Origin of the sequence: Sneathia sp. DSM 16631 (genome assembly GCF_014892235.1) — a bacterium.
Lineage (GTDB): Bacteria > Fusobacteriota > Fusobacteriia > Fusobacteriales > Leptotrichiaceae > Sneathia > Sneathia vaginalis.
The window spans coordinates 141,612-165,172 of the sequence record NZ_JADBHL010000001.1; the positions used below are offsets into that span (position 1 = coordinate 141,612).

At 26.5% G+C, this 23,561-nt stretch carries 21 protein-coding genes; 18 read left to right on the top strand and 3 right to left on the bottom strand.

The window, feature by feature from the left end:
* The first annotated feature begins 6 nt into the window (after positions 1 to 6).
* From IMK15_RS00680 to IMK15_RS00730, 11 genes are all read left to right on the top strand, one after another.
* Positions 7 to 2,310: a PD-(D/E)XK nuclease family protein gene (locus IMK15_RS00680; RefSeq protein WP_192941515.1), complete on the top strand. Its 2,304-nt coding sequence runs from the start codon at positions 7 to 9 to the stop codon at positions 2,308 to 2,310.
* The gene (locus IMK15_RS00685) at positions 2,300 to 4,963 is read left to right on the top strand and encodes a UvrD-helicase domain-containing protein (RefSeq protein ID WP_192941516.1); all 2,664 of its coding nucleotides are present in this window, start codon (positions 2,300 to 2,302) and stop codon (positions 4,961 to 4,963) included. Before IMK15_RS00680 ends, IMK15_RS00685 begins: the two co-directional genes overlap by 11 nt.
* A gap of 34 nt (positions 4,964 to 4,997) precedes the next feature.
* Positions 4,998 to 6,248 carry a glucose-1-phosphate adenylyltransferase gene (locus IMK15_RS00690; RefSeq protein WP_192941517.1) on the top strand — a complete coding sequence of 417 codons (1,251 nt, stop codon included), beginning with the start codon at positions 4,998 to 5,000 and terminating at the stop codon, positions 6,246 to 6,248.
* Positions 6,245 to 7,564 carry a glycogen synthase gene (locus tag IMK15_RS00695; protein ID WP_192941518.1) on the top strand — a complete coding sequence of 440 codons (1,320 nt, stop codon included), beginning with the start codon at positions 6,245 to 6,247 and terminating at the stop codon, positions 7,562 to 7,564. Before IMK15_RS00690 ends, IMK15_RS00695 begins: the two co-directional genes overlap by 4 nt.
* A 62-nt stretch (positions 7,565 to 7,626) precedes the next feature.
* Positions 7,627 to 8,778: a DUF819 domain-containing protein gene (locus tag IMK15_RS00700; protein WP_192941519.1), complete on the top strand. Its 1,152-nt coding sequence runs from the start codon at positions 7,627 to 7,629 to the stop codon at positions 8,776 to 8,778.
* Positions 8,779 to 8,794: 16 nt separating this feature from the next.
* Complete coding sequence (locus IMK15_RS00705) at positions 8,795 to 9,163, top strand: hypothetical protein (RefSeq protein WP_192941520.1); 369 nt, start codon at positions 8,795 to 8,797, stop codon at positions 9,161 to 9,163.
* Positions 9,164 to 9,253: 90 nt separating this feature from the next.
* Positions 9,254 to 12,751: a pyruvate:ferredoxin (flavodoxin) oxidoreductase gene (gene nifJ / locus IMK15_RS00710; RefSeq protein ID WP_192941521.1), complete on the top strand. Its 3,498-nt coding sequence runs from the start codon at positions 9,254 to 9,256 to the stop codon at positions 12,749 to 12,751.
* 10 nt (positions 12,752 to 12,761) lie between these two features.
* Positions 12,762 to 13,184 (top strand): hypothetical protein, encoded by a 423-nt coding sequence (locus tag IMK15_RS00715; RefSeq protein ID WP_046328677.1) that lies wholly within the window; start codon positions 12,762 to 12,764, stop codon positions 13,182 to 13,184.
* Between the two features lie 49 nt (positions 13,185 to 13,233).
* On the top strand, positions 13,234 to 14,148 hold the full coding sequence (locus IMK15_RS00720; RefSeq protein ID WP_192941522.1) for a ComEC/Rec2 family competence protein: 915 nt from the start codon (positions 13,234 to 13,236) through the stop codon (positions 14,146 to 14,148).
* 13 nt (positions 14,149 to 14,161) lie between these two features.
* Positions 14,162 to 14,425 carry a hypothetical protein gene (locus IMK15_RS00725; protein ID WP_046328675.1) on the top strand — a complete coding sequence of 88 codons (264 nt, stop codon included), beginning with the start codon at positions 14,162 to 14,164 and terminating at the stop codon, positions 14,423 to 14,425.
* The gene (locus IMK15_RS00730) at positions 14,425 to 15,150 is read left to right on the top strand and encodes a TIGR02206 family membrane protein (RefSeq protein ID WP_192941523.1); all 726 of its coding nucleotides are present in this window, start codon (positions 14,425 to 14,427) and stop codon (positions 15,148 to 15,150) included. Before IMK15_RS00725 ends, IMK15_RS00730 begins: the two co-directional genes overlap by 1 nt.
* Here IMK15_RS00730 and IMK15_RS00735 read toward each other — a convergent pair.
* A complete protein-coding gene (locus IMK15_RS00735; RefSeq protein ID WP_192941524.1) occupies positions 15,131 to 15,427 on the bottom strand; it encodes a hypothetical protein in 297 nt (98 codons plus the stop codon). The two genes, IMK15_RS00730 and IMK15_RS00735, sit on opposite strands and share 20 nt — an antisense overlap.
* A gap of 142 nt (positions 15,428 to 15,569) precedes the next feature.
* Between IMK15_RS00735 and IMK15_RS00740 the strand changes: the two genes are divergently transcribed.
* From IMK15_RS00740 to IMK15_RS00770, 7 genes are read left to right on the top strand one after another with little or no spacing between them, the layout of a single operon-like run.
* Positions 15,570 to 16,436 carry a bifunctional riboflavin kinase/FAD synthetase gene (locus IMK15_RS00740; protein WP_192941525.1) on the top strand — a complete coding sequence of 289 codons (867 nt, stop codon included), beginning with the start codon at positions 15,570 to 15,572 and terminating at the stop codon, positions 16,434 to 16,436.
* Complete coding sequence (locus tag IMK15_RS00745; RefSeq protein ID WP_192941526.1) at positions 16,417 to 17,103, top strand: segregation and condensation protein A; 687 nt, start codon at positions 16,417 to 16,419, stop codon at positions 17,101 to 17,103. The genes IMK15_RS00740 and IMK15_RS00745 overlap by 20 nt, the downstream gene beginning before the upstream one ends.
* Positions 17,103 to 18,566: a murein biosynthesis integral membrane protein MurJ gene (gene murJ, locus IMK15_RS00750; protein ID WP_046328670.1), complete on the top strand. Its 1,464-nt coding sequence runs from the start codon at positions 17,103 to 17,105 to the stop codon at positions 18,564 to 18,566. The genes IMK15_RS00745 and murJ overlap by 1 nt, the downstream gene beginning before the upstream one ends.
* Before the next feature lie 9 nt (positions 18,567 to 18,575).
* Positions 18,576 to 19,697 (top strand): hypothetical protein, encoded by a 1,122-nt coding sequence (locus IMK15_RS00755; protein ID WP_192941527.1) that lies wholly within the window; start codon positions 18,576 to 18,578, stop codon positions 19,695 to 19,697.
* A 6-nt stretch (positions 19,698 to 19,703) separates the two neighbouring features.
* Complete coding sequence (locus tag IMK15_RS00760) at positions 19,704 to 20,762, top strand: efflux RND transporter periplasmic adaptor subunit (protein WP_192941528.1); 1,059 nt, start codon at positions 19,704 to 19,706, stop codon at positions 20,760 to 20,762.
* Positions 20,759 to 21,454 (top strand): ABC transporter ATP-binding protein, encoded by a 696-nt coding sequence (locus IMK15_RS00765; protein ID WP_226869145.1) that lies wholly within the window; start codon positions 20,759 to 20,761, stop codon positions 21,452 to 21,454. The genes IMK15_RS00760 and IMK15_RS00765 overlap by 4 nt, the downstream gene beginning before the upstream one ends.
* Positions 21,455 to 22,675: an ABC transporter permease gene (locus IMK15_RS00770; RefSeq protein ID WP_192941529.1), complete on the top strand. Its 1,221-nt coding sequence runs from the start codon at positions 21,455 to 21,457 to the stop codon at positions 22,673 to 22,675.
* A gap of 109 nt (positions 22,676 to 22,784) precedes the next feature.
* On the opposite strand, the gene IMK15_RS00775 is transcribed toward IMK15_RS00770, so the two are convergent.
* Positions 22,785 to 23,201, bottom strand: a complete 417-nt coding sequence (locus tag IMK15_RS00775; RefSeq protein ID WP_192941530.1) for an HD domain-containing protein — start codon at positions 23,199 to 23,201, stop codon at positions 22,785 to 22,787.
* Positions 23,194 to 23,397, bottom strand: a complete 204-nt coding sequence (locus IMK15_RS00780; protein WP_192941531.1) for a hypothetical protein — start codon at positions 23,395 to 23,397, stop codon at positions 23,194 to 23,196. Before IMK15_RS00780 ends, IMK15_RS00775 begins: the two co-directional genes overlap by 8 nt.
* Positions 23,398 to 23,561 lie beyond the last annotated feature (164 nt).

Consider the following 23,561-nt stretch of genomic DNA (forward strand, 5'->3'; position numbering starts at 1 on the left):
GGAATAATGATAAAATATATTTACCACGATATTACAGAAAAAATTAATATACAGGGTAATGATAATACTGAGCTTGTTTTAAATAACAAGCTCGAATTATATAATTTCTTTGATAGAATACATATAACTAAAAAGATAGACTTAAAAGAAGAAAAAGAAGTTATCTTCTTCTATAATTCCCTTGATGATCAAGATAAAAAGCTTTTTAATATAAAGGAATATTTTGACTGTATAGATATTGCATACAATTTCTATAATTTAATGCAAGATATACACAATAATATGATAGAAAAAGAAGATATAGTTAATATATTGGATAGTTGGCAAGAAAAATATATAGATACAATATATAAAATAGATGCGAAGATGAAGTCTAATAAAAAATATTGTCCTAAATATTTAAAATATTTTGATTGTCGTATTGTAAATAACTATACAAAACTTTATTTAATTAATATCTTTAATATATCGAAAAGAGAAAAAGAAATTTTAAATAATCTTGGTATACCTGTAGAGTTTCACCTATATGTCAGTAAAGAAGATTATGATGAAACAAATAATATTTTAAAAAATATTACATATAAAAAAATAGATAATGTTAAAGCATATTCATTTAATAATACCGACACATTTTTAATATATTTAACTCAATACCTACAAGATAATATTCAAAGAAAAGAAAAAATAAGTCTTGTAGATTTTTCTGATAATAAGAAAATATATAAGCAGGTTTCGCAAAATTTACTAGACTACAAAATTGATAGAAAGTTTAATGTTTCAAAGACTGTTACCTTATTAAACCATATATATAGTATACTGGAAAATAATAATTTAATATATCCCATATTTTATGCAATTCTTGATAAAGACTTTGTTAATTTTTTTGAAATTAAAAAAGATGAGATAGAAAAGATTAATTCATATATGGAAAATTCTAAAAAGTATATAAATACAGATTTAATAGATAAAATTCATAGTACTAGTCTTGATGAAATATATGATAAGATAATAGATACGTATACAGATGAAGCAAGCACATTTGTTGAAGCTCTTACAGAAATAAATAGCATAAAAGATTTTGAAGGATTTAATATCTCAGATGATGAACTATTTAATTTAAAGTTATTAATCAAGTATCTAAATGATAAACCGTTCAAAAAAGAACTAGCTAGTACTAATTTTTCTTTCTCAACTATTAATAATATAGAAGAAAGTGATGAATTAATTTTACTTAATTTACAAGACGATTTATTAAAAAAAGAGAATAATTTTATACTTTCTAATCTGCAACGTTCTAAATTAAAATTAAGTAATAATCTAGATATGAAATATGAGAAGTACTATCCATATATTCGAAAGATGTATAATAAAAAAAGTGTCTTACTCTTTTTCATACAAAATATAGAAGAAGATATAGAAGTTTGTTCTGTTTTTAAAGATCTTATTTACCAAACTAACATAGATATTAAAAATATTTCATATACGCCAAAGGAAAAGATAGACTTTTTAAATTCTGCATATAGTCCTAGAAATATTGAGAAAAATGAAATATTCTTAACCAAAAAAGATAATATTACATTAAATAATGAATTTGATAATATACACATTAATGCATACAACTTCTATGAATTTATGGAATCGAATATAGAAATATATTTCTCAAATCTTTTAAAGAAAAATAAGATAAGAGACATTAATGTAGATGAAATTTCAATAGGTGCTAATGTAATAGGAAATATTGTACATAAAATCTTTGAAATTGCCATTAATAGAAAAGAGTATAATAATCTTGATAAAATAAAAGACGAAGTACTTGAACAATACCGTTCGTATATTATAACCGATTACTTCAATCTATATAACACACTTTTATTCACACCAGTTTTAAGTGGTATTTTAAAATTTTTAAAAGATAATATGGAAAATAACCTATTATCAGAAATAAAACTACTATTAGACTATAAGAATTTAAATATTAATATAAGACAAGATATATTAGTAGAAAGTGAAAATGGTGTAGATATAGTGGATATTAAAACAGGTAAGTACAACAAAAAAATTGATAAACATCAAAAGTATCAGTTAATGGCATATAGACTCTTTAATGAATTAAATGGTAAGAACATTAATGATACCTATCTATATTTTCCATTTAATAAAAATAGTGTAAAAGAAAATGAAAATATTACAGTAGTAGAATTAAATAAACGTATAGATGAAATAAATAAATTAACTAAAATAGAAATGGATGCTAAGGATATTAACTACGGTCTAATAGATATTTTAAGGGGGTCAGATTATGAAATGTGATATAATAAGTGCTAGTGCTGGTACTGGTAAGACATATACAATGGCTATAAAATATCTTTTAGCCCTAAATGAGGGTGTAAATTTTGAAAATATATTAGTAATAACTTTTACAAAAAAAGCAACTGCTGAAATTAGAGAAAGAATAATAATATTTTTGAAAAAAATAATATTTAAAGAACCAGGATATGAAGATATACTAGCTAGTATGTCTACACAAATAGACTATAAAAATTTAAAAAATGCATATGAAAATATGTTGAAAAATTCTGAAAATATTAAAATTTTTACAAACGATAGCTTTATTAACAAAATTTTTACTAAAACTATTTGCCCTAGATATAATATATATAACTTTGAAACAGAAGAAACTAATTCAGAAGAATATCTAAAAAAATTATTGAATGCTTTAGTCTCTAATAAAGAATATTTTAAAATTTTTAAAACTTTCTATAACCTAGATGAAAACTCTAAAGAAATTGATAAATACTATGATGTAATTAATAATATCTTAGAAAATAGACCTAATATATATAATTATCTTGATGATTTATCAAATGTACAAAGAGAAAGAGTAGAAGATTTTTGTGAAATAAAAGGTGAGATTATTCAATATCTTAGTGATAAAACTAATCTTACAAAATTAGCTAAAAGTTTTTTAAGTGCTAATAATATAACTGAGCTTGAAGACTTTACAACTTCAGGTCTAGTATCAAGAGCAAAGAATGAATTTGAAACATATTTCAAAGAAGAGTTAGTGCCTAAATTAGCTAAAATTTATATTAACGAGGTCATAATACCATATAATATAGCGTATAAGAAATTAGCTAAAATTTGCTATACTCTTGATGAAAAATTAAAATTTAACTATCATAATTTCACATTTTCTGATAAGGCTTTTTATACATATAAGTATAATATAGATCCTGTAGATGTATTTCCAAATATAGATATTATCATGATAGATGAATTTCAAGATACAGACCCTATACAGTTTGAAATTATCTTACGTCTTGTAACATATGCAAAAAAACTTTTCATAGTAGGAGACGAAAAACAAGCTATTTACTCATTTAGGGGAGGGGATGTAAGTCTATTTAGAAATCTTGAAAATATATTATCTGATAGATTTAAGGATATATCAATAAAAAGATCTACATTAACAACTTGCTATAGAAGTACTAATAATATAATAGACTATGTTAATAACTATTTTAAAGATATACCTAATTTTAATTATGATAAGGTCCTATGTAAAAAAACTGGTGGTTATGTAAAAGTCTTTAATAACGATGACCTTATTAACCACTTAGTAGAAAATAAGCTATACACCAATACTGCTATATTAGCAAGAACAAATAGTGACCTTGATGTATATAAAAAATATCTAGAAAAGAACAATATACATTATGAATCTATACAAAGTATAAGACTATATAACGATAAAAATGTCATAAATTTAATGTACTTAATTGACTATCTAGTAACAACTAATAGTTATTCCTTGTTTAAATTTTTAAGATCTGACTTAGTAGGATATACATTAGAACAAATAAAAGAAATAATTAATGGGGAAAAAGTATTAGAAGTAGAAAAATTAAAACTAGCAAAAAATAATTTTAAAAAAACATATTTAAAACTATTTGGTTATGGAATTAACTATGATAATGAAGATGTATTGAATATAAATAAATTTTTAAATCTAGTTGATCAGTATCCAAATTTAAAAGAATTTTATGACTACTTCAGAACTAAGGGTAAAAATATTTTAAAAGATAGTGCTAGTATAGAAAATGGTGTTAGCCTAATTACTATGCATAAATCTAAGGGTCTTGAATATGATAGTGTTTATGTACCTGTAAAATATAGTGAAGAAAACTTTTCTAAATTTACTCTAGTTAAGACAGATGATAATGTAATATTCTTAAAAAAGAAAAAATATGTTGTTCTTACTCAATTTGAAAAATATATAAATATTTATCAAGAAAAAGAAAAGTTAGAATTCTATAACCTAATATATGTAGCCCTAACAAGAGCAAAAAAGAACCTAATTATTATCCCAGATAAAAAAAGCATAGGAATATTTTCTGACTATGAAATAGGTAAAATAGAAAACAGTGATACTGTAGAACAAAATACTAGTACAGCTGTGTTTACAAATAAAGATTTCTTTGGTGTTACGGAGTATAAGAAAAAAAATTATGAGAACACCTCAATTTCTAAAGAAATAAGTAGAAAAAAAGGGCTTGCTGTACACTATTTCATGGAAAATATTAAGACTAAAAAAGACATAGACTTTGCTTATTCTATGTTTTTGCGAAAATATGCTAATCTTGTTGGTCCAATATTAACTGATAAAATTTATAAGGCATGTATAGAGTATATAAAAAAATATGAATATATATTTGCTGATCAGTTTGAGGTATACAATGAATACGAAATAGAAGATAGTATGGGAAATAAATTTAGAATAGATAGAATGAATGTTGATAGAAAAAATAATGAAATAATAATCTATGACTATAAGACTAAAAAAGATGCGGAATTATCAGAAACTTACCAACAACAACTCGACAATTATAAAAATATAATAGAGAATACAGAAGAATTTAAAAATTTTTCTGTAAAAACTAAAATTTTGCCTATTATTTTTTAAAAAATGTGGTAAACTAAATGTGAGGAGTGATAATATGGAAGTACTTGCAATGATTTTAGCTGGTGGTAGAGGATCTAGATTAGACATTCTATCACAAAATAGAGTAAAACCAAGCGTCCCATTTGCTGGAAAATTTAGAATTATAGATTTTGCACTAAGTAATTGTAGCAACTCAGGAATATATAATGTTGCACTTTTAACACAATATTTGCCCCTATCGTTAAATGAACATATAGGTGCAGGTAAACCATGGGATTTAGACAGACGTGATACATCTGTTACACTATTACAACCATTTCAAAATGCTAGTGGAACAATAGAATGGTATCATGGTACAGCCGATGCGATAAGACAAAATATTAGATTTATCCATCATCAAATGCCTAAATATGTACTTATATTATCAGGTGACCACATATATAAGATGAATTATTCAAAAATGTTAGAAAACCATAAGAAAAATGGTGCAAGTTTAACGGTTGCAGTACATAAAGTTCCTGAAAATCAAGCAAAAAGATTTGGAATATTAGGAACAGATGAAACAAATCGTATAACTTCATTTGAAGAAAAACCAAGTAAGCCTAAGAGTAATCTTGCTTCTATGGGTATATACATTTTTAACACTGACATCTTATTGGATTATCTATTAGCATCAAAACAAGTTGAACTTGACTTTGGTAAGGATATAATACCAGAAATGCTTAAAAACAATGAAAAAGTTTATGCACACTACTTTGAAGGTTATTGGATGGATATTGGAACATATGAATCATATCATGAAGCTAACCTAGACTTAATAAAAAAATCTGAAGAAGTAGGGATTAACCTATACGATAAAGATTGGAAAATTTATACAAAGAGTATAAATTCTGCACCAGTTAGAATAGGTGAAACTGGAAGTATAATCAATTCGTTAGTTTGCGATGGTTGTAAAATTGAGGGTAGAGTTGAAAATTCTGTATTAGGTCCTGGAGTAACAGTTAGAGTAGGATCTACAGTTACAAACTCTATAATATTTGAAGGAACTTATGTATCGGAAAATGCACATATCGATTATGCTATTATTGATAAATATGTAAATATAGGTAAATTTAGTTTAATAGGATATGGCGACGATTACACACATAATATAGAAAAGCCAGATTTACTTTATACAGGTCTTAGTGTTTTAGGAAAGAACACTATTGTGGGTGATAATGTAATTATCGGACGTAATATTAGAATTTATTCTAATATTAAAATAGATAGTAATACTAAAATAAAGAGTGGAGAAACAATAAAATGAAAATTCTATACTTATGTTCGGAGGCTTATCCGTTTGTAAAAACAGGTGGACTAGCTGATGTAATGTATGCATTGCCAAGAAAAATGCGAGGATTAGGACATGAGATTTCCTTATTCCTTCCTAAATATGATTTAATACCCAAGATATATACGGATAAGATGAAATATGTTAATAGCATACAAATACATGATGAAATATATAATCTATATACCTTAGTACAAGATGAAATTAATTACTACTTTATCGAAAATAGAACATTTTTTGAAAGAGGACATATTTATGGAGATCTTGATGAAGATGTACAATATACTAATTTTTGTGAAGCAATACTAAAGTTTTTAATTAAATTAGGTCTTGAATTTGATGTAATACACTGTAATGATTGGCAAACAGGTGTATTCCCATATTTCATGAAAACAAGATACCATATTCCTGCAAAAACAGTATATACTATACATAACTTACTATATCAAGGTAAATTTAACAATTATTCTTTCAATAAGTTAGGATATATGACAGATAGATATAATCTTAATTTTATGGAAATAGGAATAGAATACTCAGATGTTGTGAATACTGTTAGCCCTACTTATGCAAAAGAAATAAAATATCCATACTTTGCACAAGGACTCGAATGGATAACAAATAAGAAAAATATATTAGGTATATTAAACGGAATAGACTATGACTACTATAAACCTATAGATAACAAAAAAGAATATAAGACAAAATTATTAAATACTTTTAACTTACCTGATAATGGCAATATGCTAATTTGTGTCATATCACGTTTAGTTGAAGGTAAAGGAATTGATTTAATAGTCGCAAGACTAGAAGACATCCTTATACACGATAAAATTTCTATAATAATAATAGGAACTGGTAATAAATACTATGAAAACTTCTTTAGCTATTTAGAAAGTAAATATCCTGATAAGATTAAAACATATATGGGGAATAGTGAAGAATTAGCACTACTTACATATAAAGGTGCAGATTGTCTTTTAATGCCATCAAGATATGAACCATGTGGACTATCTCAAATGATAGCAATGAGATATGGAACTGTCCCTATAGTTAGAGAAACAGGAGGATTAAAAGATACTGTTAAAGCATTTGACATTGGAACTAAAAAGGGGAATGGCTTTACATTTTCTAATTTCAATGCCGATGATATGCTATACACTATACGATATGCCAAAAAAATATATTTTGAGCAAAAAGAAAACTTCAATATCTTAAGAAATAACTGTTTAAATACTAACAATTCTTGGAATATTGCTGCAAAATTATACGAAAAACTATATAAGAATTAAAATATTGACAAACCTTCATATTTATTATATCATTTGATGTATTAAATTTATGGAGGTTTTTCATGATACTTGGAGATAATATTTGGACCTTATGGTCTATAATCCTCGTTATAACAGCGTTAAGTATTTATTTGGAACAAACATATACAGTAGCAGCAAAAATTAGTGGAGCTATTATTGCATTAGTTTGTGCTTTATCATTATCAAACTTAGGCATTATACCAATAGAATCTACAGTATACGATACTGTTTGGTCATACATAGTGCCACTGGCTATACCATTACTTTTATTTCAATGTAATCTTTTACAGATATATAAGCAAAGTCAACGCCTTATTATAATATTTTTACTAAGTTCAATAGGAACAACAGTTGGAGCAATTGTAGCATATGTATTACTACATAAATATATTCCTTCTCTTAATTCCATCGCTGGTGCAATGACTGCTTCATATATAGGTGGAGGAGTAAATTTCGTAGCAGTATCAACTAGTTTAAAAATAGATCCAAAACTAGTTTCTGCAACTATTGTAAGTGATAATCTATTAATGGTACTATACTTTTTAGTATTAATTACTATGCCTAGCTTAAAATTCTTTAATAAGCACTTTAAAAGAGAGTATACAAAAGAAGAAGAAAGTTGTATAAGTATGGAGAATAAAAAAGCTTCAATTAGCTTAAAGGACTTAGCATTATCTTTTGCTGCTAGTATAGTGATAGTTACAGTATCATTTAAAATTTCTGATATAATCTTAGGTAATTTTAATAATAGCTTCGCATTATTTATAGGTAATAAGTACCTAATACTTACAACAATTAGTGTCTTATGTGCAACAGTATTTTCAAAATTCTTCGAAAACCTATCTGGTACACAAGAACTAGGAACATTTTTAATATATATATTCTTTGTTGTAATAGGTATTCCAGCATCAGTAACATCTATTATTAAAAATTCACCATTACTTCTAGTGTTCTGTTTGATAATAGTTGTAATAAACATGATAGTAACTTTATTCTTTGCTAAAATACTTGGATTTAGTTTGGAAGAAGCCATATTAGTTTCTAATGCTAATATTGGTGGACCTACTACAGCAGTTGCTATGGCAATGTCTAAAGGTTGGAAGAAATATGTAGCACCTATTATGTTAGTAGGAACTTTAGGGTATGTTATCGGAAACTATGTAGGGTTATTTATAGGATATCATTTAGTGTAAAAAGGAGTATATTCATATGTTGATAATTACATATATTGCAATACTTTTAATATTTTTAAAATTTATACTTGCAATCATACTATTTTTAGGTCTATTTTCAAAATTGAAGGAAATAAACTATATATCTATATTCGTTCTATTTATAGAGTGGATAAGCATAATTTTTTCTTTCTTTACGTATAAGTTATCAGTATTATTACCATTTTACTTAACTGTATTTGAAAGAGCATATTATCCATATGTAAATATAGGGTTTCTTGTAGTTGTAAGTATACTTTTAATTCTATTTAGAGGTATAGATGACAATTTAATATATATACACAAATTATTAATATCAATATACTTATTATTCTCAGCACTGCCATACATATTACTTTATATATAATGGAAGATTTTTCTTCCATTTTTTTTTAAATATTGATATAATAACTGTATAAGAACTATTGCGATATAACTAATTGCCTAGTTAGGAGGAATGAAGTTGAAGACTATGGACGGTAATCAAGCCGCCGCATATATTGCTTATGCTTTCACAGAGCTTGCAGCTATATATCCTATTACACCTTCATCAACAATGTCAGAATACATTGATGATTGGGCTAATAAAGGAAAGAAAAACATCTTCGGTCAACCTGTAAAATTAATAGAAATGCAGTCTGAAGCAGGAGCTATTGCTGTTGTTCATGGTGCATTACAATCAGGAGCTTTAGCAACAACTTTTACAGCATCGCAAGGGTTATTATTAAAAATACCAAATATGTTCAAAATATCAGGTGAATTACTTCCAGGTGTTATACACGTAGCATCAAGAAGTATATCAACTCATGCCCTATCAATTTTTTGCGATCATCAAGATGTATATAGTGCAAGAACTACAGGATTTGCAATACTAGCGAGTGGCTCAGTACAAGAAGTTATGGATATTGCACCAATTGCACACTTATCTACCATAAAAGGAAGAGTACCTTTTATGCACTTTTTTGATGGATTTAGAACTTCACATGAAATACAAAAAGTAGATGTACTTTCTTATGATGACCTTAAATCTTTAGTAGATAATGATGCAATAGTTAAATTTAGAAATAGATCACTAAACCCTGAAAACCCTGTTATACGTGGTACTTCACAAACTGAAGATATCTTTTTCCAAGTAAGAGAATCACAAAATCTTTTTTATGAAAATTTACCAGATATCGTTAATGATTACATGAAAAAAATTAAAGACTTAACTGGAAGAGAGTACAAACCCTTTGTATACCATGGTGCACCTGATGCAGAGTATATAATAATTGCAATGGGATCTGTAACACAAACAATTAGAGAAGTAGTAGAATATTTAGTAAAAAAAGGTATGAAAGTTGGAGCTATTAGCGTTCATTTATATAGACCTTTTTCTACAAAATATTTATTTAATGTAGTACCAAAAACAGTAAAAAAAATAGCTGTATTAGATAGAACAAAAGAACCAGGAGCTTCTGAGCCCCTATACCTTGATATACGTAACGCTTTTTATGCAAGTGACTTACATCCAATAATTGTTGGTGGTCGTTATGGATTATCATCTAAAAATACTAATCCTAGCCATATTATGAGCATCTTTGAAAACTTATTCCAAGATGAACCTAAAAATGATTTTACTATAGGTATAATAGATGATGTTACATTTAAATCACTAGCAACTACAAAGGATTTTGATATAGAAAAGGAAGATATAGAATGTATTTTTTATGGACTAGGTTCAGATGGAACTGTAAGTGCTAATAAGAATACACTAAAGATATTAGGTGACCATACGGACCTTTATGTTCAAGGTTTCTTCTCATATGATTCAAAAAAAGAAGGTGGACTAACTAGATCTTATGTAAGAATTTCTAAAAAACCTATTAATTCACCATATTTAATAGAAAAGCCTAGTTTTGTAAGTTGTTCTAGCTTTGCATATTTAACAAAGTATGATCTTTTAGAAAATATTAAAGATGGTGGAATATTCTTACTTAATACACTATATGATAAAGAAACAATAAAACAAAAATTACCAGATGACTTTAAAAAGAAATTAGCTGAAAAATCTATTAAGTTGTATATTATAAACGCAACAAAAATGTCATTTGAATTAAAGATGGGAACAAAGATTAACACCATAATGCAGTCAGCATTCTTTAAATTAATAAATATACTAGATTTTGAAACAGCAAAAAAATATATGAAAGAATTTGCAAAAAATGTTTATTCAAAAAAAGGTACAGAATTTATACAAAAAAATTATGATGCTATAGACTTAGGAGATAGGGTAGAAGAAATAGAAGTAAATCCTGCATGGAAACATCTAGAATTAATTATGAAAGAAATGAAACTAACTACTTTCATGCAAAAGATAATGAATCCTATAAATTCATTACATGGTAATGAGATACCTGTATCAGCATTTAAAGGCTATGAAGACGGTACATTTATGCCAGGATCTAGTGCATTAGAAAAAAGAAATATTGCAACTATGGTGCCACGTTGGAGACCTGAGGCATGTATACAATGTAACCAATGTGCTTTTGTTTGCCCACATGCAACAATTAGACCTTTCCTTTTAGATGATGAGGAATTAAAAAAAGTACCAAATGTTATACAAACTCTAAAACCTGTAGGTAGAGGAATGGAAAATTATAGATTTGTTATACAAGTTTCTCCTGAAGACTGTACTGGATGTAGAGCCTGTGTTGATGTATGTCCAGTAAAGAATAAGGCATTAGAAATGGTGCCTATAGAAGAAGAAATTGAAAACGGTACAGATCAAAATGCAAGATATATATATGAAAATGTAACGTATAAGAAGACACCATTACCTGATGCATCAGTAAAAGGTTCTCAATTTAAAAAGCCTTTATTTGAATTTTCTGGTGCTTGTGCTGGTTGTGGTGAAACACCATATATTAAACTATTAACACAACTTTATGGTGAAAATATGATAGTTGCAAATGCAACTGGTTGTTCATCTATATACACTGCATCTGCACCTTCAACTGCTATGACAACAAATAGCTGTGGTAGAGGACCAGCATGGGCTTCAAGCTTATTTGAAGATAATGCTGAATATGGATATGGACTATTTGAAGGTAGTGAAACGGTAAGAAGAGAAGCACTTACCCTCATATCTCAAGCAATTAACGAAAAAATTGGTAGTGAACAACTACAAAATGAACTTAATATTTTCTTCAACGAACAAAATGATGAAAATATGAGAAAATTAATCGAAGTGTTAGAAAAAGAAAAAATGAATAACGAAGTATTAGCTAAGATATATAACTATAGACGCTATTTACTAAAAAAATCAATATGGATTATAGGTGGAGATGGATGGGCATACGACATTGGATATGGTGGATTAGACCATGTACTTGCTAGTGGTGTAAATGTTAATGTGTTAGTACTTGATACAGAAGTTTACTCAAATACAGGTGGTCAAGCATCTAAGGCTACACCTCTTGGTGGTATAGCAAAATTTGCTGCAGGTGGTAAAAGAACTAATAAGAAGGACTTAGCTGCACTAATGATGACATATGAAAATGTTTATGTTGCCAAAATTTCCATGGGTGCAAACCAAAATCAAACCATTAAAGCTTTTAAAGAAGCTTATGAATATGATGGTCCATCACTAATAATTGCATATTGTCCATGTATAGAACATGGTCAAAAAGGTGGTTTATCTAGCCAAAATGAAGAAAAACTCGCAGTTGAAGTTGGATATTGGAATCTATTGAGATATAACCCTTCTTTAATAGAAAAGGGTAAAAACCCCCTACAAATAGATTTTAAACGTCCTAATTGGGATAAGTACCAAGACTTCTTAATGAATGAAAATAGATTTTCACGTCTAGTTAAGGAAAATCCTAGTGAAGCAGAACGTATACTAGAAATTAATAAAAAAGATGCTATAAAACGTTTTGAATATTATGAAAGATTGTCCAAACTAGAGTATTAGGGGGACAAATATGAAATTAATTGAACTTAGTTTAGCAGCCTTTTTGTTTGTTGCAACTAGTTACCTTATTGTTAGCAATTATACATACAATATTAATAGGGCAAGAAGTCACAATGTTAAAACAAAGATAATTAATGCTGTTAACTATACACAAAAAAAGTCTTTAGTAGATGATAAGGAGTATAATATACGGTTTAACTTAGATAATAGTCAAATCGATTATATTAACAACACCTTAAAACTTGATGATGTATTCTTATATGAATGTAAAAACAGTAGTAATAATTTTACTCGTACAATGACTAAGAAAAATAACTTGGATAAAGGTTTTACAATAATCATTAAGGATAAAAAAAGTAAGAAGATTTACGATACTATAACATACAATACAACTAATGGTTTAAATCTTGCGGTACTAAATCATGAAGGCTAAAAGCTTTGTTATTTTTCTTTTTATATTCATATATCCAATTTACCTATATTTGTATACGTATAATAACGAAGAAGTTCATACAAAATCAGTATATGTAGATGGTGATAATGTGATTGTAAAAAAAATTAATGGTAAATTGCTAATGAAAAAAGAGCATGATTACAATTTATATAATTTAGAGGGTAGTGGTTCATATACCCTCTATTTTGAAAATGATGAATTAATAGGTACAAGAGAAAGCTATTTTAATTTTTTGCGAAAAAGCCTAGATAGAAGATTAAGAAAAATCTTCAATAATGACTTGTACTATTTCTCAAAAGCAATATTACTAAATGAGAAGTATTATTTAGACACCAAACTAAAGTCAAGATTTAAAGCAATAGGGCTTATGCACCTTATAGCCATATCTGGTTTACATATGTCTATAATATATTCTTTTATACTATCAATATTTAGATATTGTAATTTTAGAATAAGAGAGTTTATTTCACTTATTTTTCTAACTGTTTATTCATTAGTTGTTGGTTTTACACCTTCAATTACAAGAGCGTATATAATGATACTTTTACTTATAATATCAAAAATTCTATATGAAAGTATTGATAATAGAAGAGCCTTTTTAATATCCTTGTTAGCTAATGTGATATATAACCCATATCAAATTGCAGAGTATAGCTTTATACTTACATATGCTTGTACATTTTGTATTATTTATATACCTATAAAGAATATATTAGTTAAAAATCTTTGTATGCAAGTCATATTATTACCTTTAAACTACCTTTTCTTTAAGAAAGTCTATTTACTGTCATTTATAATAAACACTATATTTATACCTTTATTTACTATTTTAATATTTTTAATATTATTCAACATTTTTTTACCAACAAAACCTAGTCTTGAGTTATTATATGCTTATTTTTATGGTTTACAAAAAATTGTAATTAATGATATAATACCTTGAAAGAGGGGTAAATATGTACGAAACTAACTTTAATAGGGAAGCATTAGAATTTATTTACAACGAGGTAACAAACCATTTTGGAGAATATAAGTATATAGGTCCTGACTACTCAATAACTGGATACTTTTATGAATTACTTGTTAGGACAATAAAAAAATTTAATATAGATAATGAGGTATTTATTTACATAACAAAAATTGATGATGATGAATATGATGAATTCTGTGATAAATTAGAGCATAGGATGGTAGATTTAAATATTCTACCTTATGATTAATGCATAGTTTTAGATATTTTGAACCTTTACATATTCATGCATTACTTACATGGATATTTATCTCATTTATAATAATACTTATACCTCTTTTAAAAAAAGGGCTTGAAAAAGGAATATACACAAAACTTTTAGGAATATTTATGTTATTTGCTAAGGTATTTGACATATATTTTAGAATAGTTTTTGAGCGTGAACCTTGGTATAGCACTATGCCTTTAAACCTTTGCAATATCAGCTTAATTCTAGCTGGTATATACCTATTAACGAATAATAACTTAATTTTTAATATAGTTTATTTCTATTTTACAGGAGCTATATTAGCTGTAATATTACCTAATACTAATCCATATATGTATAGATTCTACATCTATGTATTTATTGGAACACATATATTAGAAATATTAGCAGTTACTTATGCATTTATATTATTAAACGCAAAAGTTACAAAAAAAGGACTTTATGTATCTTTAGTGCTTTATTTAATACTTTCATTTATTGCAAGAGTATATAATAATCACTTTGGTACTAACTTTATGTTCTTAAATGACTATGTAATATCTGCAGTTAATTTTATAAAGCCATTGAATTTATATGCAGTACTATACACATTACTATTTATGACATCAATGATAGTAACTTATCTACCATTTATTTATGTAGATAATACAGAATTAAGGAAGAGAATATATAAAAAAACTGGATTTACTATCCAGCTTTTTTTATAACATAACCTAATATGCAAAATACTATTAAAAATAGGCTTCTAATAAAATGATCCTTATCTTTTTTTATACCAAAATATGCGATTATAATACAAGATATAACTATTGCTGTAGCAGTCATATATGTATTAATTGCTGATAAACAAATAAATATAAAGTATAAGATACCCATCCGTAAATTTGTTCTTTTTTCACTTTTCTTTTTAGAGAATAATTCTGAATAATCTCCAGTAGAACAACAAGGACAGTGATCTAAATTATGTTCATGTTTAAGTTCCATACCAACCTCCACTAAGATTATAACTTTAAAATTAAAAAACTCAAGTACGTGTTGACTAATCCACTTTTATATGTTACTATATAAGTGTAATAGCTATTTTATCTATTTTATGATATAATAAACCTAAAAAAAGGGGTAATTTATGGATAGAGTAGCAATTTTAGGTAATTTTGATGGAGTTCATATGGGCCATCAAAGATTGATAAAAAAAGCAATTGATTTTGCTAAAAAAAATGGTTATGAAACTGTTGTATACACATTTTCTACCTTACCTAATAATAAAAAATATATAATGACAGTAACAGAAAAAATTAATGAAATCAAAAAATTAGGAGTTGATAAAATTTTTGTTGATGATTTTTACAATGTAAAGAACTACACACCAAGTGAATTTGTAACGGAAATTTTAATGCACACACTAAAAGCAAAAAAGGTATTTTGTGGATATAACTACACATTTGGTGTAAATAAGTCAGGAAATATTCATACCTTATCAAAATTAATAGATACTACAATAGTAGATGAGATAAAAGTTGATGATATTATCACATCCAGTAGTGTAATACGAAGTTTTTTAGAACAAGGTAATATAGAACTTGCAAATAAGCTATTAGGTAAAGCATATAAAATTTCAGGTGTAGTAATACATGGTAAAAAATTAGGTAGAACTATAGGTTTTCCCACTGCTAATATACGTCCTAATGCACTTAAGGTCTCTATACCCCTAGGTGTTTATGGAGTTAAACTAACTATAGATGGTGACGAAAAAGTATATACTGCAATAATGAATATAGGGAAAAATCCTACTGTTAATACTACTGATACCATAACAGCAGAAGCTAATATTTTAGATTTTAATGAGGACATATACGGTAAGAGTATAACTATTTCTATACTAAAAATGCTAAGACATGAAAAAAAATTTGATAGTTTAGAACAATTAAAAGAACAAATAAGTAGTGATAAAAAAATGTGGAGGTCTATTGCTGATGATTACAATCAAAATTGAAAATTTTGAAGGTCCATTAGATCTTTTATTACACTTAATTGAAGAAAAAAAGATGGATATACAAAATATTAGTATAAGCGAAGTTATAGACGAGTATTTAGATATTATTAATACCTATGAGAAAAATAATCTAAAAGTTAAAGTAGAATTCTTGCAAATGGCTTCTATACTTATTGAAATTAAGGCTTTTTCTATTCTAAGAAAAGATACACTTAATGAAAATAAGGTAAGACTTGAAAGTAGATTAAAGGAGTACAAAATATTTAAAGAATTTTCTGAAATATTTTCTAACAATGAAGATAGATACTTTAGAACTTTTTCTAAACAAGGTGATATGGATTATGATTCGTATATAATAGAACATGATAATACCATATTATCTAGTAAAAACTTACAAGATTGCTTAAATAATATAGTTTTAAAGTTGGTTGGTAATAAGAATAGTATCAAAATAGATACAGAAGAAGATTTTACAAAAGAAGATGCTATAAGTATAATAAATAAAGTACCAATAAACACAAAAACTAATTTTATAGATCTACTTAACGGTAAGTTTTCCAAAAAATGTATAGTTGTCCTATTTACAGCAATATTAGAACTGTACAAAGAAAACTTATTGGATATAATAATAGAAGAAAATAGTTTTTCAATAAGAAGGGATTATTAATGTTTAAATCAGGATTCATAGTTATGGGTATAAATATGTTAAGTAGAATACTCGGTCTAATAAGAGAAATACTTGTAGCATATTTTTACGGTAGTACAGGACTAACAGATGCATATTTTGCAAGTGCAAAAATATCTAATTTTTTTACAACTTTACTAGGTGAGGGGTCACTTGGTACGGTTTTCATACCACTATATACAGAAAAAAAAGAAAAACTTGGTGTAAAAAGTGCTAATGATTTTGTTTATTCAATAATGAATTTAGTATTCAATTTTACATTAACAACATCAATAATAACAATAATTTTCTCGAAGTTTATACTTAAATACTTAATTGGTTTTACAGATACACAAAGAATGCAAACTGCTAATATATTACTTAAAATTATGGCAGGTTACTTAATATTCATTGCTTTATCAGGAGTAATTGCTTCATTTTTAAATAATCATAAAAAATTTATTGTTTCTACATCAACAGCATTAGTATTTAACATCACAATAATTACTGGAACACTTTTATCATACAAAACAATAGGAATAGTAGGACTTGCAATAAGCTTCTTACTATCTGGTGTATTTCAATTTTTAATACAAGTTCCAAGCTTTATTAAAATAATAAAGACATATAAGTTTACGATAAATATTAAAGACCCTTACGTTAAAGAGTTCTTTAGACTAATGTTCCCTACATTAATTGGAATATTTGGTTATCAAATAAATGAGTTAGTTGATACTAACTTTGCTGCCTATTTAAAAGTTGGTACAATAAGTGCAATAAATTATGCTAGTAGACTATACCTATTACCAGTTGGAGTATTTGCAATATCATTATCTGTTGTAATATTCCCAAGTTTATCTCTAGCAGTTGTCAAAGAAAATACAGACTTAGAAAAAAGTATTTTCACAAAAGGACTTAATATGCTTGTATTTTTAATAATTCCTTCATTAGTAGCATTATTCTTTTTCTCTAATGATATTATTAAACTAATATTTGGTTATGGTAAATTTAATAAAAATAGTATACTAATGACCTCAGAAATACTTAAGTGCTATTCTCTAGGTTTACTATTTTTCTCAACAAACCACCTTTTAACAAGAGCACATTATGTTCATAAAAACAGAAAAATTCCTGTTATAGCTTCATTTATTTCTATTGCAATAAATATATTCTTAGACTATATGCTATACAAGAATTATGCACATGTGGGTATTACTTTAGCAACAACTTGCTCAGCAATGATAAATTTTTTAATATTATTTGTCTCTGTAAAAATTCAATATATAGATTTTTCACTAAAAAAATATCTAATTTTTACTGGAAAAGCACTAATTTTTTCTCTAATATGTGTGAAGGTTTCTTCATATCTACACAATATATTTCTTAAATTAATAGTATTTTCTCTAATTTACTTTATACTTTGGGGATATGATCTAATCACTAAAAAGAATAAGATTTTCAATTAAGGAGGCTTTATGAAAACTAGGTTTATAGTTTTTTCACTTACTCTTATTCCGTATATTGCTCTAGCTAATATACCAACACCACCTAACTTTACAAAATATGAAAAACAAAAACGTTTAGGTGCAAAATTATATGACTTTAATGATGTAAATGAAGAATTTAATATTGACTTTGATACTAATAACAAAGTTTTATTTAAAAATACAGTAACATTTGGAGTATTATCATATAGTTTGGGATATAATCAAGATCATAATCAAGGTCTTTCAAATACAATAGGAATTTCCAAAAATTTAAAAGACTTCTTTTTAAGCAAAAAATATCTATCAATTAATGAATATTATGAAAATAAGGAAAAAGTTCTAGAAGAATACAACAATATTTTAGATATTTATTCAAATCTAATAATTAAAAAACACGAACTTGAATCTTTAAGTGAAATGATAAATAAACTTAATAGTGATAGAAAAATATTTAAAACTGAATACAGCGTAGGTAAAATTTCAAAAATAGATTACGAGTCTTTATTAGTAGACTTATTAACTTTCCAAGAAAAGATTGAAAGTACTAAGGATGAAGCAAATGACTTATTAGATCAATTGCATGAGTATGGATATAATGAATCAATTGAAAATATAGAAGACTTTGATATAAAAGAAGTGGATAATGAAAAAATTGAAAAGTATGTCAGTGAACAAAATGAAAAACATCACATACAAGAAGAATTAGCTAAACAATATAGAATTCATAAGCTTTTACCAGATATGAACCTATACTCATCCTATAACTTCGAATCTAAAAACTTCGGTATAGGATTTAAAGTTAATAAGTCATTCAAAGTAGATGGTAGTGATATTACTGAAGCTAAAATGGGATATGTAAAAAAGGCTAAAGTTTTAACTAGCAATGATATACTAAAAAAATATAATGCTCTTATGCGTTACAACAGAGTATTAGAACAAAAATTAAGTCTACAAGAAAAAATATATAAGATAAATAAGGTTAAGTATAGCGTGGGTAATATAAGCTATAAAGATTTAACAGATTCAAAAATAAAAGAGAATGATGCTAGAATAGAATTATTAAAAAATAAGAATAATATAGCCTTATTCTTCTTAAAGAAGGGGATGTAACATAATATGAAATTTAAGATAAAAAGAAAAAAGACTGTAATAGCTATTTCATGCATTGCTATAATTCTAATAGCATTGGGTGCAAAAAAAGTACTTATAGGGAATAAATTACCACGTCCTGAAATTTATGAAGTAAATAAATCAAATATGAATTTCTCATATAATGTTACAGGTAAAGTAGAGTCACAAAAAGTTATTTCTGTTTTCTCAACAAATATGTCTGAAGTAGAAAATGTTGTAGCTAGATTAAATGATACTGTTAATAAGGGTGATGTCTTATTAAACTTCAAAAAAGATACTAGTAACACTCAAGCACTAAATATAGCGAAAGCAAATTCAGTTTTACCTAATTTAAGACAAAACTATGAAGCTGCTAAAAAAATATATAGTGTTGGTGGTATATCAAAAGAACAACTAAATGATGCAAGACAAGCCTTACAATCTGCAGTAATTGATTCAAAGATTGCAAGTAGTGGATATAAAACACAAGAACGTGTATTACGTTCCCCTATATCTGGTGTAATAGTAGAAGCTAATGCAGATGATAACTATAAAATAGACCCAACAAAGCCTTTGTATAAAATTGCAGATACAGAAAATTTAAAAATAACTTTAGATGTTCCAAACTATATGGCTAAAAATTTAAAAGTAGGACAAACTGTTGATATAACTTCTGACTCTTTAAATGATGATGAAGTTCTACATGGTGTTGTAAAAAATATAGCTAAAATATCAACTAAGAGTGAAACTTCAAATGATGCCATCACAAGTGTTGAAGTTAGCCTAGATAATTATTCTACATTAAAACCTGGTGATATAGTTGATGCAAAAATTAATTATCTAACTCTAAATAATAATATTATTATCCCATTACAATACATAGAATTTGAAAATGATAAGACATATGTATATATTTTAAATAATAAAAATATAGTAGAAAGAAGAGAAGTTAAATTAGGTAAAAACAATACAATAAACTATGTAGTTAAAAGTGGATTATCTGTACATGATAAACTAATTAATAATTCTTCAAAAATATACAAACAAGGAGATAAGATAAAATGATAATATCAGTTAATAACGTAACCAAAACATATATAACTGGTAAATTATCTGTTGAAGTATTAAAAGGTGTTAATCTTTGTATAAATGAGGGTGAATTTGTATCTATTATGGGACCATCTGGTAGTGGTAAGTCAACTCTATTAAATATATTGGGTTGTCTTGACCTATTAACTAGTGGTGAATATATTTTAGACAATACAAATATAAAGGATTTAACTGAAGATCAATTATCTAGTGTTAGATGTGAAAAAATTGGATTTGTTTTTCAAGCATATAATTTACTACCTAAACTTACAGCACTTGAAAATGTTGAACTTCCTGCTATGTATCTAGGTACAAAAAAAGAAGTACGTAGAGAAAAAGCAATAGAACTACTTAAATTGGTTGGATTAGCTGATAGAATAAATCATAAACCTAATGAAATGTCTGGTGGGCAAAAACAAAGAGTTGCAATAGCAAGATCCCTTATAAATAGCCCCAAAATTATACTTGCAGACGAACCAACTGGAAATCTTGATAGTAAATCAACAGAAGAAATACTAGAAATATTTAAAAAATTAAATGATAGTGGAGTTACAATAATTATGGTAACACACGAAGAAGACGTTGCAGAACACACAAAAAGAATCGTGCGTTTAAAAGATGGAGTAATAAAGAGTGATACACCTGTATTAGAAAGAAGAGGTGTGTAAATGAATATACTGGAAATAATAAAATTATCTATAGAAAATTTATTAAATTTTAAATTAAGATCATTTTTAACAATGCTTGGTATTATCATAGGTATAGGTTCAGTAGTATTAATATCATCTCTTGGTGCAGGATTTGAAAAAAAGATGCTTGCTGATGCTAATACAGCTCTAAATTCAGTACTTGATGTAACAATAAATGAAAAGTATAGTGGTGATCAATCAAAAATATCTGAAAAAGAATATATTACTGATGAAGATATTGAAAATATTTCTACACTATCTTTAGTAAAAAAAGCAGCACCAATGATAAATCTTGATACTATGGTAGTCGAAGAAAAGACAAATACTTATACATACCCCTCTGTAGTTTCAAAAAATTCATATGAAGTTATGAAACCAAATATACTTGAAGGAAGATATTTTACAAATGAAGAAATGAAAACAGGTGCAAATGTTATTTTAATTAACAAAGCAAGTGCTGTTAGCTTATTAGGTCCAAATCCTTTAGGTAAAGAAATTACACTTAAATTCTATGATACAGAAAAAATAACATTTACTATTATCGGACTAACAAAGGAAATTGGAGAAGATATTTCAAGATCATTTGGAGATAGAACAGTTCGTGCAACACTAACTAAAAAAACTGCTGAATTAATTAGTGGACAAAAATATACGAAATATAAGGAAATACTTGTAAATGCAAAGAGCGAAAAGGATATAAAAGAAGCAAAAGAAGAGGTTGAACAATATCTAAAAACTAAATCTAGTAAGACTGATTTATATAAAATAAAACCTTTAAAAGAAGAAACACAACAAATTACAGGTATATTGCAAAAAATTTCGTTATTTATAATGGCAATAGCTGCGATATCAATAATAGTTGGTGGTATAGGTGTTATGAATATAATGCTTGTTAGTGTAAAAGAAAGAATTACAGAAATTGGCTTAAGAAAAGCAATTGGAGCTAAAAACAAACAAATTATCGGACAATTTATAATCGAAACCATAATATTAACAATTATAGGTGGACTTATAGGAATATTATTTGGATTTAGTTTATCATTATTAATTGGCTTATTATTAAAAATCTTACCAGTACTGAAAATTAAAATCGTTATGTCTGCATTTATAGTATCTACAGTAACAGGATTAATATTTGGTATATATCCAGCAAAACAAGCTGCGAAGTTATCACCAATGGAAGCATTAAGAAAAGAATAGATAAAATTACATAAGATACATTATCGGACTTAAATTCTCTCAAAATAAATTGGGAGAATTTTTTTTATTTCTTTATAAAAAAGCACCCATAAGGATGCTTAAATTGCAATTAAGTTAAATATAATAATGCCTTTTGGTATTTATTATATCTCTTTTTATCTTTATCAGTTATTTCTTTTAATCTACTTAAATCTGAATTATGTGTTAGATCTGCTATTTTTACTTTTCTAGCTAATTCATTATCTTTAATTTTTGCAACATAATCCATATATGGTACATTTTTATTATGTGTCAATAATTTTACTGCTTCGACTATTTTATTTGAAAATCCATAATTCAATAAATCTTGTTCAGTAATATTTGTATCTTCAATAGTATCATGTAATAATGCAACTATCTTTTCTTCTTCTGTATCAACAAGACTTGCTACAGTTAAAGGGTGATTAATGTAAGGTACACCTGCTTTATCTACTTGTCCTTTATGTGCTTCAGTTGCTATTTTCAAAGCTAATTCATAATTACTCATAATATTCACCTAATCTCATTTTAGCTTCTTGTTGTGTTAAAATTAAAAAATCGTACCTATCTTCAAAATGTGCTGCGAAATATGTATCATCATCTTCTTGCCATTTATTATTTTTAAAGACATATGCTAAACTATACAATTGATTAGCAATTCTTCTATAAATATTTCCGTTTATATCAAAATAATTATATTTCATTTTATCAACTCCACTCCTTTAGAATCAAGATGTTTTTTACAAAAAGCACCCCTAAGGATGCTTAAATTGCAATTTATCTGGTACAGCGGTTGTGTTTGTACCCGCATTTCCATTCATGCTTTCGCAAGGGTGATAGCAACACAATTCTCTATCTTTGTACCACT

What these genes read in the sequence shown, in the direction of transcription:
- IMK15_RS00680 (WP_192941515.1), top strand. Translation starts at nt 7, where the DNA reads ATGATAAAATATATTTACCACGATATTACAGAAAAAATTAATATACAG.
- IMK15_RS00685 (WP_192941516.1), top strand. Translation starts at nt 2,300, where the DNA reads ATGAAATGTGATATAATAAGTGCTAGTGCTGGTACTGGTAAGACATAT.
- IMK15_RS00690 (WP_192941517.1), top strand. Translation starts at nt 4,998, where the DNA reads ATGGAAGTACTTGCAATGATTTTAGCTGGTGGTAGAGGATCTAGATTA.
- IMK15_RS00695 (WP_192941518.1), top strand. Translation starts at nt 6,245, where the DNA reads ATGAAAATTCTATACTTATGTTCGGAGGCTTATCCGTTTGTAAAAACA.
- IMK15_RS00700 (WP_192941519.1), top strand. Translation starts at nt 7,627, where the DNA reads ATGATACTTGGAGATAATATTTGGACCTTATGGTCTATAATCCTCGTT.
- IMK15_RS00705 (WP_192941520.1), top strand. Translation starts at nt 8,795, where the DNA reads ATGTTGATAATTACATATATTGCAATACTTTTAATATTTTTAAAATTT.
- nifJ (WP_192941521.1), top strand. Translation starts at nt 9,254, where the DNA reads ATGAAGTTGAAGACTATGGACGGTAATCAAGCCGCCGCATATATTGCT.
- IMK15_RS00715 (WP_046328677.1), top strand. Translation starts at nt 12,762, where the DNA reads ATGAAATTAATTGAACTTAGTTTAGCAGCCTTTTTGTTTGTTGCAACT.
- IMK15_RS00725 (WP_046328675.1), top strand. Translation starts at nt 14,162, where the DNA reads ATGTACGAAACTAACTTTAATAGGGAAGCATTAGAATTTATTTACAAC.
- IMK15_RS00730 (WP_192941523.1), top strand. Translation starts at nt 14,425, where the DNA reads ATGCATAGTTTTAGATATTTTGAACCTTTACATATTCATGCATTACTT.
- IMK15_RS00735 (WP_192941524.1), bottom strand. Translation starts at nt 15,427, where the DNA reads ATGGAACTTAAACATGAACATAATTTAGATCACTGTCCTTGTTGTTCT.
- IMK15_RS00740 (WP_192941525.1), top strand. Translation starts at nt 15,570, where the DNA reads ATGGATAGAGTAGCAATTTTAGGTAATTTTGATGGAGTTCATATGGGC.
- IMK15_RS00745 (WP_192941526.1), top strand. Translation starts at nt 16,417, where the DNA reads ATGATTACAATCAAAATTGAAAATTTTGAAGGTCCATTAGATCTTTTA.
- murJ (WP_046328670.1), top strand. Translation starts at nt 17,103, where the DNA reads ATGTTTAAATCAGGATTCATAGTTATGGGTATAAATATGTTAAGTAGA.
- IMK15_RS00755 (WP_192941527.1), top strand. Translation starts at nt 18,576, where the DNA reads ATGAAAACTAGGTTTATAGTTTTTTCACTTACTCTTATTCCGTATATT.
- IMK15_RS00760 (WP_192941528.1), top strand. Translation starts at nt 19,704, where the DNA reads ATGAAATTTAAGATAAAAAGAAAAAAGACTGTAATAGCTATTTCATGC.
- IMK15_RS00765 (WP_226869145.1), top strand. Translation starts at nt 20,759, where the DNA reads ATGATAATATCAGTTAATAACGTAACCAAAACATATATAACTGGTAAA.
- IMK15_RS00770 (WP_192941529.1), top strand. Translation starts at nt 21,455, where the DNA reads ATGAATATACTGGAAATAATAAAATTATCTATAGAAAATTTATTAAAT.
- IMK15_RS00775 (WP_192941530.1), bottom strand. Translation starts at nt 23,201, where the DNA reads ATGAGTAATTATGAATTAGCTTTGAAAATAGCAACTGAAGCACATAAA.
- IMK15_RS00780 (WP_192941531.1), bottom strand. Translation starts at nt 23,397, where the DNA reads ATGAAATATAATTATTTTGATATAAACGGAAATATTTATAGAAGAATT.